This is a genomic window from Rhodococcus parequi (assembly GCF_046042785.1).
Classification (GTDB): Bacteria; Actinomycetota; Actinomycetes; order Mycobacteriales; family Mycobacteriaceae; genus Prescottella; species Prescottella parequi.
This window is the reverse complement of the sequence record NZ_JBDLNV010000007.1, coordinates 347755-354178: the sequence shown is the minus strand read 5'-3', so window position 1 is coordinate 354178 and position 6424 is coordinate 347755. Positions and strand designations below refer to the sequence as shown.

The window sequence follows — 6424 nt, the reverse complement described above, 5'->3', positions numbered from 1 at the left end:
TCGCCCCAGCCCCGGATCGATGCCTCCGCGCCCGAACCCGGGTGCGATGCCGCAGCGTGCGGCACGTCCGGCACCCGGTGCCGGTCGTCCCGGCGGCGGTCGTCCGGGTGCTCCGGGTGGTCGTCCCGGCGGCGGTGGCGGTGGCTACCGCGGCGGCGGCGCTCCCGGTGGTGCTCCCGCGGGTGCAGGTGCCGGTGCAGGCGCTCCCGGTGGTTTCCGCGGTCGCCCCGGTGGCGGCGGCGGTCGTCCCGGTGGTCGTGGCGGTGCCGCAGGTGCGTTCGGTCGCCCCGGTGGAGCCCCGCGTCGTGGCCGTAAGTCGAAGCGGGCGAAGCGCGCCGAGTACGAGAGCATGCAGGCGCCCGCAGTCGGCGGCGTCCGGCTGCCCCGCGGCAACGGCGAGACCATCCGTCTCGCCCGCGGCGCCTCGCTGTCGGACTTTGCAGACAAGATCGATGCGAACCCCGCAGCACTCGTGCAGGCGTTGTTCAACCTCGGCGAGATGGTCACGGCAACTCAGTCGGTCAACGACGAGACGCTGGAGCTGCTCGGCGGCGAGATGAACTACGTCGTCCAGGTCGTCAGCCCGGAGGACGAGGATCGCGAGCTGCTCCAGTCGTTCGACCTCACCTACGGCGAGGACGAGGGCGACGAGGGCGATCTCGCGTCGCGTCCGCCGGTGGTCACCGTCATGGGTCACGTCGACCACGGCAAGACCCGCCTGCTCGACACGATCCGCAAGGCCAACGTCCGCGAGGGCGAGGCCGGCGGCATCACCCAGCACATCGGCGCCTACCAGGTGCTGACCGAGCTGGACGGCAACGAGCGACTGGTGACGTTCATCGACACCCCGGGTCACGAGGCCTTCACGGCCATGCGTGCCCGTGGTGCCAAGGCCACCGACCTCGCGATTCTGGTGGTCGCGGCCGACGACGGCGTCATGCCGCAGACGGTGGAAGCGATCAACCACGCCCAGGCGGCCGACGTGCCGATCGTGGTCGCGGTGAACAAGATCGACAAGGAAGGCGCGAACCCGGACAAGATCCGTCAGCAGCTGACCGAGTACGGGCTGGTCACCGAGGAGTACGGCGGCGACACCATGTTCGTCGACATCTCCGCCAAGCAGGGCACCAACATCGATGCCCTCCTGGAAGCGGTGCTGTTGACCGCGGATGCCTCCCTGGATCTGCGCGCCAACCCGGACATGGACGCCCAGGGTGTCGCGATCGAGGCGCACCTCGACCGTGGCCGTGGCCCCGTCGCGACCGTGCTCATCCAGCGCGGCACGCTGCGGGTCGGCGACTCGATCGTCGCGGGCGATGCCTATGGCCGCGTCCGTCGCATGATCGACGAGCACGGCGACGATGTCGAGGAGGCTCTGCCTTCGCGTCCCGTCCAGGTCGTCGGCTTCACGTCGGTCCCCGGTGCAGGCGACAACCTGCTCGTGGTCGACGAGGACCGGATCGCCCGCCAGATCGCGGACCGGCGAAATGCACGCAAGCGCAACGCGCTCGCTGCCCGCAGCCGCAAGCGCATCAGCCTGGAAGATCTGGATGCCGCGCTCAAGGAGCACAACGAACTCAACCTCATCCTCAAGGGCGACAACTCCGGCACCGTCGAGGCGCTGGAAGAGGCCCTCATGGGGATCGAGATCGACGACGAGGTGCAGCTGCGCGTCATCGACCGCGGTGTCGGTGGCATCACCGAGACCAACGTCAACCTGGCGTCCGCGTCCAACGCGATCATCATCGGCTTCAACGTCCGTGCCGAGGGCAAGGCAACGGAGCTGGCGAACCGCGAGGGTGTCGACATCCGGTACTACTCGGTGATCTACCAGGCCATCGACGAGGTCGAGAAGGCCCTCAAGGGCATGCTCAAGCCGGTCTACGAGGAGGTCACGCTCGGCCGCGCCGAGATCCGTGCCATGTTCCGTTCCTCGAAGATCGGAAACATCGCCGGTTGCCTCGTGACGTCGGGCATCGTCCGTCGCAACGCGAAGGCCCGCTTGATCCGCGACAACGCGGTGATCGCGGAGACGATGACCATCTCGTCGCTCAAGCGCGAGAAGGACGACGCCACCGAGGTTCGCGAAGGTTACGAGTGCGGTCTGACCGTCACGTACAACGACATCAAGGTCGGCGACGTGATCGAGGCGTACGAGCTTCGCGAGAAGCCGCGCGACTAGTCACACCGAACGTGTCCCTCCCCGGTGGCCTGGTGCCACCGGGGAGGGACACGGCGGCTGTGGCCGAAGTCGACACGTCTGACACCGGAGGGAGGCCTGGTGTATCTCGGCGCGCTCGAGATGGACATCCTGTTCGGCGATGTGCGGTCATTGAAGGAGAAGCGGTCGCTGGTGCGACCGGTCCTGACCGAGTTGCGAAGATACGGGGTGTCGGCCGCGGAGACCGGCGAGCACGACCGCTACAGGCGGGCGCTGCTCGGCGTGGCCGTGGCAAGTTCAGGGGTGGGACACGTCCACGAGGTGCTCGATCAGTGTGAGCGGCACGTCGCCGGACGACCCGAACTGCAGCTACTTGCGGTTCGACGAAGAATTTTCGGTCCCAACGACTAGCACCGGCTAGCGCGGGCAGACGCTGGAGACAGCTGGAGAAATCCGGGAGAGGAGACTGGTTGCCATGGCAGATCCTGCACGCGCACGCAGGCTCGCGAAGCGCATCAGCACGATCGTCGCGACGGCGATCGACCACGAGATCAAGGACCCGCGTCTTGCCTTCGTGACCATCACCGATGCGAAGGTGACGGCCGACCTGCACGACGCCACGGTCTACTACACCGTGATGGGCGAGAACATCGACACCGAGCCGGACCTGGCCGGTGCCGCCGCGGGTCTCGAGAAGGCCAAGGGCGTTCTGCGCTCCAAGGTGGGCGCCGGAACCGGCGTCCGCTTCACGCCGACGCTCACGTTCGTCGCCGACACCGTGCCCGACACGGCGCGGCACATGGAGGAACTGCTCGCCCGGGCGCGTGCCGCGGACGACGCCGTCGCTCGCGCGCGGGAGAACGCGCGGCCGGCCGGCGACGCCGACCCGTACAAGGAGTCGGGCGCGGCCTCGGACGACGCCGCCGCCGAGGACGACTGATCCGAGGCCGTCGATGACTCACTGCCCGGAAACCGCGTCCCCGGCCCTCGTGTCACAGCCCCTGCAGTTGCAGGACGTGATCGAGGTGCTGGAGGGCGCGACGTCCGTCACCGTCCTCTGCCACGTCCAGCCCGACGCCGACACGATCGGTAGCGGGCTCGCACTCGGAATCGTGCTCGAACGCAAGGGAATTCCGGTGCAGGTGTCGTTCGCGTCGCCGGACCGTCTGCCGGTGTCGATGTCCGGCCTACCGGGCACGGACCTGCTGGTCCCGGCCGACGCGGTCGCCGAGTCGTCGGATCTGCTCGTGACGGTCGACTGCGGCAGCGCGGGACGCCTCGGTGCGCTCGCCTCACGACTCGACCGGGCAGGTCGTTCGTTGGTGATCGACCACCACCGCTCCAACACCCGCTACGGGACCTTCGACCTGATCGACGATTCCGCCGAGGCCACGACGGCGGTGCTGGCCCGCCTGTTCGACCTGTGGGACGTCGAGATCGACGCCGATCTCGCGCACTGCCTGTACGCGGGCCTCGTCACCGACACCGGTTCGTTCCGGTGGGTCCGTCCGGGCACGCACGATCTCGCCGAGCGTCTGCTCGCCACCGGCATCGACGGCGCGGACATCGCGCGGCGACTGCTGGACACCCACCCGTTCGGCTGGCTGCCGATGCTCGGCGCGGTGCTGTCGAGCGCCGTGCTGGTGCCGGACGCCGCCGACGGCCGCGGACTGGTCCACGCCGTCATCCGCTGCACCGACTCGGCCGGCCTCGGTTCCGAGGAGGTCGAGAGCGTCATCGACATCGTGCGCACCACCGCCGAGGCCGAGGTCTCGGCGGTGTTCAAGGAGTCCGCGCCCGGATCGTGGTCGGTGTCGCTGCGGTCCAAGGCGTCCGTGGACGTGGCGGCGGTGGCCGAACGTCTGGGCGGCGGCGGTCACCGCTTCGCCGCCGGCTACACCGCGACCGGTGCCGTCGAGACCGCGATCGCCGCTCTGCGCGAGACCCTCGGCTGAGTTGTCCGGGACCGCCGAGTACACCCCTGACGAGCGCGAGCCGACGGAAGCCGGCCCGCGCCGGATTCTCGGTCTCGCCGTGCCCGCCCTCGGCGTGCTCGCGGCCGAGCCGCTCTATCTACTCCTCGACATCGCGATCGTCGGGCGTCTCGGCGCGCTGGCCCTCGCCGGCCTCGCGGTCGGTGGTCTGATTCTCGCCCAGGTCAGCACCCAGCTGACCTTTCTGTCGTACGGCACGACCGCGCGGGCGGCGCGCCTGCACGGCGCCGGCCGCGAACGGGACGCGGTGCGCGAGGGCGTTCAGGCGACGTGGCTCGCGCTCGGGATCGGTGTGGTCCTGGTCGCCGCGGTGCAGGTGCTCGCGGGACCGATCACGTCCCTGATCGCCGGGGACGGCGACATCGCCGCTGCGGCGGAGCGTTGGCTGCGGATCGCTGTGCTCGGGGCGCCGCTGATCCTCGTCGCGATGGCCGGCAACGGCTGGATGCGCGGGGTGCAGAACACGATGCGGCCGCTCGGTTTCGTGCTGGTGGGACAGGCCGTCTCCGCAGTTCTGTGTGTGCTGCTCGTCCACGGTGTGGCGGGCGCGCCGCGCTGGGAGTTGGAGGGCTCGGCGGTCGCCAACGTCGCCGGGCAGGCCACCTCGGCGGTGCTGTTCGGTGTGGCACTGCTGCGCGCCCACGTGTCGTTGCGGCCGCGGTGGGCCGTGATGCGGGCGCAGATGGTCCTCGGCCGCGATCTGATCCTGCGGAGCCTCGCGTTCCAGGCGTGCTTCATGTCCGCCGCGGCCGTCGCATCCCGGTTCGGGGCAGCGTCCGTCGCGGCGCACCAGGTGGTGCTCCAGCTGTGGAACTTCGTGGCACTGACCCTCGATTCGCTCGCGATCGCGGCCCAGACCCTCGTGGGGGCCGCGCTCGGGCGCAGCGATGTGCGCGGCGCGAAGAGTCTCGCGTGGCGGGTGACGCGGTGGTCGGCGGTGTTCGCGACGATCCTCGCGCTGGCGTTCGCCGCCGGGGCGTCGCTGATCCCCACGTTCTTCACCGACGATCCGGACGTGCTCGACCAGACGTCCGTCGCGTGGTGGTTCTTCGTGGGCATCATGCCGGTCGCCGGCGTCGTGTTCGCGCTCGACGGCGTCCTGCTCGGCGCCGGGGACGCGGCGTTCCTGCGGACCGCGACGCTGGCGTGTGCGCTGATCGGGTTCCTCCCGCTCATCTGGTCGTCGCTCGTGTGGGATTGGGGGCTGGCCGGAATCTGGCTGGGGCTTACCGTGTTCATGGTGTTGCGGATGCTGGCGGTGCTGTGGCGCGCCGCGTCGGGCCGTTGGGCCGTCGGCGGCTCCGACCGCCAACTGCAGGAGGCGAAAGGATAGTGGTGTGGCAGGCAAACTGATGGCGGTGAGCGACACGCACGTCGGGCACCGGGGCAACCGTCCGATCACCGAGGAGATCTTCCCCGATTCGCCGGACGACTGGCTGATCGTCGCCGGCGACGTGTCGGAGAAGGCGGACGACATCCGCTGGGCGCTGACGCTGCTGAAGAGTCGCTTCGCGAAAGTGATCTGGGTGCCCGGTAACCACGAACTGTGGACCACCGCGAAGGACCCCGTGCAGATGCACGGCAAGGCCCGCTACGACTACCTGGTCGACATGTGCCGCGAGATCGGTGTCGTGACGCCCGAGGACCCGTATCCGGTCTGGGAGGGCGACGGCGGGCCCGCCACGATCGTGCCGATGTTCCTGCTGTACGACTACACCTTCCTGCCCGACGGGGCCACCGGCAAGGCCGACGGCCTGCGGATCGCTCGTGACAAGAACGTGGTCGCGACCGACGAGTTCCTGCTCTCGTCCGAGCCGTACGCGACCCGCGACGCGTGGTGCCGTGCCCGCGTCGAGGAGACGCGTGCGCGGCTCGACGCGCTCGACCTGTCGGTCCCGACGATTCTGATCAACCACTTTCCGCTCGTGCGCCAGCCCACCGAGGTGCTCTACTACCCGGAGTTCGCGCTGTGGTGCGGCACGACCTCGACCGCCGACTGGCACACCCGCTACAACGCCGCGTGCTGCGTGTACGGCCACCTGCACATCCCGCGGACCACCTACTACGACGGCGTCCGCTTCGAGGAGGTGTCGCTGGGTTACCCGCGCGAGTGGCAGCGTCGCGGGCTGCCCGACAAGCTGCTCCGGCAGATCCTGCCGGTGCCCGAGTACGCGCCGGGCACGCTCAACAAGTTCGGCGGCCACTTCCGGATCACGGCCGAGCAGGAAGCCGAATACGAACGCATGCGCGCGCAGCGCTGACAGGGGAG

At 69.6% G+C, this 6424-nt stretch carries 6 protein-coding genes; all 6 read left to right on the top strand.

The window, feature by feature from the left end:
• Positions 1 to 2182 (top strand): translation initiation factor IF-2 (gene infB, locus ABEU20_RS20795; protein WP_420166257.1); only part of this gene is annotated, 2182 nt, incomplete at its 5' end.
• Positions 2183 to 2281: 99 nt separating this feature from the next.
• The gene (locus ABEU20_RS20790; protein ID WP_420166256.1) at positions 2282 to 2572 is read left to right on the top strand and encodes a DUF503 domain-containing protein; all 291 of its coding nucleotides are present in this window, start codon (positions 2282 to 2284) and stop codon (positions 2570 to 2572) included.
• 64 nt (positions 2573 to 2636) lie between these two features.
• Positions 2637 to 3101: a 30S ribosome-binding factor RbfA gene (gene rbfA / locus ABEU20_RS20785; RefSeq protein ID WP_420166255.1), complete on the top strand. Its 465-nt coding sequence runs from the start codon at positions 2637 to 2639 to the stop codon at positions 3099 to 3101.
• A 13-nt stretch (positions 3102 to 3114) separates the two neighbouring features.
• A complete protein-coding gene (locus ABEU20_RS20780; RefSeq protein WP_420166254.1) occupies positions 3115 to 4116 on the top strand; it encodes a DHH family phosphoesterase in 1002 nt (333 codons plus the stop codon).
• A gap of 64 nt (positions 4117 to 4180) precedes the next feature.
• Positions 4181 to 5488, top strand: a complete 1308-nt coding sequence (locus ABEU20_RS20775) for an MATE family efflux transporter (RefSeq protein ID WP_420166285.1) — start codon at positions 4181 to 4183, stop codon at positions 5486 to 5488.
• A 4-nt stretch (positions 5489 to 5492) separates the two neighbouring features.
• Positions 5493 to 6416 (top strand): metallophosphoesterase family protein, encoded by a 924-nt coding sequence (locus tag ABEU20_RS20770; protein ID WP_420166253.1) that lies wholly within the window; start codon positions 5493 to 5495, stop codon positions 6414 to 6416.
• Positions 6417 to 6424 lie beyond the last annotated feature (8 nt).

Excerpts from the sequence above, each read along its gene's own strand:
- rbfA (WP_420166255.1), top strand. The coding sequence starts at position 2,637 with ATGGCAGATCCTGCACGCGCACGCAGGCTCGCGAAGCGCATCAGCACG.
- ABEU20_RS20780 (WP_420166254.1), top strand. The coding sequence starts at position 3,115 with ATGACTCACTGCCCGGAAACCGCGTCCCCGGCCCTCGTGTCACAGCCC.